General features: G+C 67.2%; 3 protein-coding genes. 2 read left to right on the forward strand and 1 reads right to left on the reverse strand.

Annotated elements, in window-relative coordinates; all coding sequences use genetic code 11:
• The first annotated feature begins 219 nt into the window (after window positions 1–219).
• Window positions 220–795, forward strand: a complete 576-nt coding sequence (locus ACFUJR_RS10380; RefSeq protein WP_383174987.1) for a hypothetical protein — start codon at window positions 220–222, stop codon at window positions 793–795.
• A gap of 4 nt (window positions 796–799) precedes the next feature.
• Here the strand turns inward: ACFUJR_RS10380 and ACFUJR_RS10385 are convergent, their stop codons facing one another.
• Complete coding sequence (locus ACFUJR_RS10385) at window positions 800–1,111, reverse strand: ferredoxin (RefSeq protein ID WP_383174990.1); 312 nt, start codon at window positions 1,109–1,111, stop codon at window positions 800–802.
• A gap of 257 nt (window positions 1,112–1,368) precedes the next feature.
• Here ACFUJR_RS10385 and arc point away from each other — a divergent pair, with 257 nt between their 5' ends.
• A complete protein-coding gene (gene arc, locus ACFUJR_RS10390) occupies window positions 1,369–3,135 on the forward strand; it encodes a proteasome ATPase (RefSeq protein WP_383174993.1) in 1,767 nt (588 codons plus the stop codon).
• The last annotated feature ends 101 nt before the right edge of the window (window positions 3,136–3,236 follow it).

Here is a 3,236-nt window from a genome sequence, read left to right on the forward strand (position 1 = left end):
GGAGGGCACAAAAAGGGGGGGACTCCCCCAGGACGGACCCCAAAAAAAAGAACGTGTACCTCTGTGGGGTTCCGCCAAAGGGGGAGGGAAACTCGACGCCGGCACCTTCACGTTCGGCATCTTTGCGGAGAGCCCGCACCCCGCCTGTTCCGCCCGCCTGTGACGTGTGGCACGATGCCCGCAACTCCTTCCGCACCACCCTCACAGGAGACATCCCGCGTGCAGCCCCCCGCCGTCCCGGACCTCGCGCACACCCACGCCCGGCCGGTGCACTGGCTGGCCACCGCGACCGCGATGGCCGCCGTCGTGGCCGCCGCCGGACTGCTGCAGCCCGGCCCCGCCACCGCCACCACCGCTGCCGCCCCGGGAGCCGCGCCGGCCGCCGTACGGCCCGCGCCCGACGCCTCGACGGCCGACTATCCGCTGGAGTGCGGGGGAGCCCCCGTCAAGATCGCGCAGCGCGCCTCCGGGGACCTCGACGGCGACGGAAACCCCGAAACCGTCGCAGTCGTACACTGCGAAGCCGGCTCGGGAACGCCGCCCCACGCCCTCTACGTCCTGACCCACGCCAAGACCGGCCCCGGCGCACGCGTGGTCGCGACCCTCGTCGAGTCCAGCCTGCACAAGAACGTCGCGGACCTCGCCGTACGCGACGGAGCGGTGGCCGCCACCCTGCTCGGCTACTCCTCCCCGGACGTGCCGAGTTGCTGCCCCGACGAGCAGGAGCGCGTCAGCTGGCGATGGAAGGGCGGAACCTTCGTACGCTCCGCCCAGTCCGACGCGCGGAGCGTGTGATCCGTCACTCCGCGTCAGGCCCGTAGACCTCGACCCTGTCCGAAACCCTGCGTACGTGGATGCAGTCGCCCGGGCACTCCTTGGCGGAGTCCACGACGTCCTGGAGGAGCGGCAGCGGCACCGGCGTCGTGGCCCCGGCGTCCTGCAGCAGCTCGTCGTCCGCGCTCTTCACGTACGCCAGGCCGTCGATGTCGAGCTCGAAGACCTCGGGAGCGTACTGCGCGCAGATCCCGTCCCCGGTGCAGAGATCCTGGTCGATCCAGACCTCCAGCGCCTCGCCGGCGCCCTCCGTCGGGGCCTCGTGCTGCACGGTCATGTCTCCTGCCGTTCCTGAGCGTCGAAAAAAGAGATCGTTCTTCTAAGTCCGGCCAAGCCTGACGGGTGTTGACCACTGATGACGATACAACCGGCTGCTTTCCGATGTTGATGGGTGGGTATTCCCCTGGCGTGAGGGGAAGCGCAAGGGTGAAGATCGGACACACCCCGACAGTCTTTGTGATCTAGGGGTTTCAATCACCACCCACGCAGGTAGGGTCAGGAAGCGTCCAGCTCCCCTTGGAGGAGGTGAGGACCGTGGCAGCCCACGACGACGACATCAACCGCGGCATCCGGCCGGGGCGGGGGTCTGAAGACCCCGCCGGCCAGGTTGCCTATCTCGAGCAGGAAATCGCCGTCCTGCGCCGCAAGCTCGCCGACTCTCCGCGTCATACGAGGATTCTCGAAGAGCGGATCGTCGAGCTGCAGACAAACCTGGCCGGCGTGTCCGCGCAGAACGAGCGGCTCGCCAACACACTCCGTGAGGCCCGCGACCAGATCGTGGCCCTCAAGGAGGAGGTCGACCGGCTCGCACAGCCACCGGCAGGCTTCGGTGTCTTCCTGCAGGCCAACGAGGACGGCACCTGCGACATCTTCACCGGGGGCCGCAAGCTCCGGGTGAACGTCAGCCCCAGCGTCGAGCTCGACGAGCTCCGGCGCGGCCAGGAAGTCATGCTCAACGAAGCGCTCAACGTGGTCGAGGCCATGGAGTTCGAGCGCGCCGGGGACATCGTCACCCTCAAGGAGATCCTCGAGGACGGCGAGCGCGCCCTGGTGATCGGGCACACGGACGAGGAACGGGTGGTCAGGCTCGCCGAGCCGCTGCTGGACATCACCATCCGCCCCGGCGACGCCCTGCTGCTCGAACCCCGCTCCGGCTACGTCTACGAGGTCGTGCCCAAGAGCGAGGTCGAGGAACTGGTCCTCGAAGAGGTCCCGGACGTCGACTACAACAAGATCGGCGGCCTCGGCGGCCAGATCGAGATGATCCGGGACGCGGTCGAGCTTCCGTACCTCTACCCGGACCTCTTCAAGGAGCACGAGCTCCGGCCGCCGAAGGGCATCCTGCTCTACGGTCCGCCCGGCTGCGGCAAGACGCTGATCGCGAAGGCCGTCGCCAACTCCCTTGCCAAGAAGGTCGCCGAGGTGACCGGGCAGCCCGCAGGGAAGTCCTACTTCCTGAACATCAAGGGTCCCGAACTCCTCAACAAGTACGTCGGCGAGACCGAGCGGCACATCCGCCTCGTCTTCCAGCGTGCCAGGGAGAAGGCGAGCGAGGGGACCCCCGTCATCGTCTTCTTCGACGAGATGGAATCCCTCTTCCGCACCCGCGGATCCGGAGTCAGCTCGGACGTCGAGAACACGATCGTCCCGCAGCTGCTCGCCGAGATCGACGGCGTGGAAGGGCTGGAGAACGTCATCGTCATCGGCGCCTCCAACCGCGAGGACATGATCGACCCCGCGATCCTGCGCCCCGGCCGGCTCGACGTCAAGATCAAGATCGAGCGCCCGGACGCCGAGGCCGCGAAGGACATCTTCGCGAAGTACCTCACGGCCTCGCTGCCGCTGCACTCCGACGACCTCTCGGAGCACCACGGCTCCAAGGAGGCCGCGGCCCACGGAATGATCCAGTCCGTGGTCGAGCAGATGTACGCGGAATCCGAGGAGAACCGCTTCCTCGAGGTCACGTACGCCAACGGCGACAAGGAAGTCCTGTACTTCAAGGACTTCAACTCCGGAGCGATGATCCAGAACATCGTCGACCGGGCCAAGAAGATGGCCATCAAGGCCTTCCTCGACCACAACCAGAAGGGCATCCGCGTCTCCCACCTCCTCCAGGCCTGCGTGGACGAGTTCAAGGAGAACGAGGACCTGCCCAACACCACCAACCCCGACGACTGGGCCCGGATCTCCGGAAAGAAGGGCGAGCGGATCGTGTTCATCCGCACCCTCGTCACCGGAAAGCAGGGCGCGGACACCGGACGCTCCATCGACACGGTGGCCAACACCGGTCAGTACCTCTAGATCGCACACCGGCTGCGGAGGTCCGGGCCCCCGGGCCTCCGCAGCCGGACGATCTTCCCCGAACCTTCTCCGAAGGAACGACATGATCGATCCCCCCACCA

It is taken from the genome of Streptomyces sp. NPDC057271, from assembly GCF_042668715.1.
GTDB lineage: Bacteria > Actinomycetota > Actinomycetes > Streptomycetales > Streptomycetaceae > Streptomyces.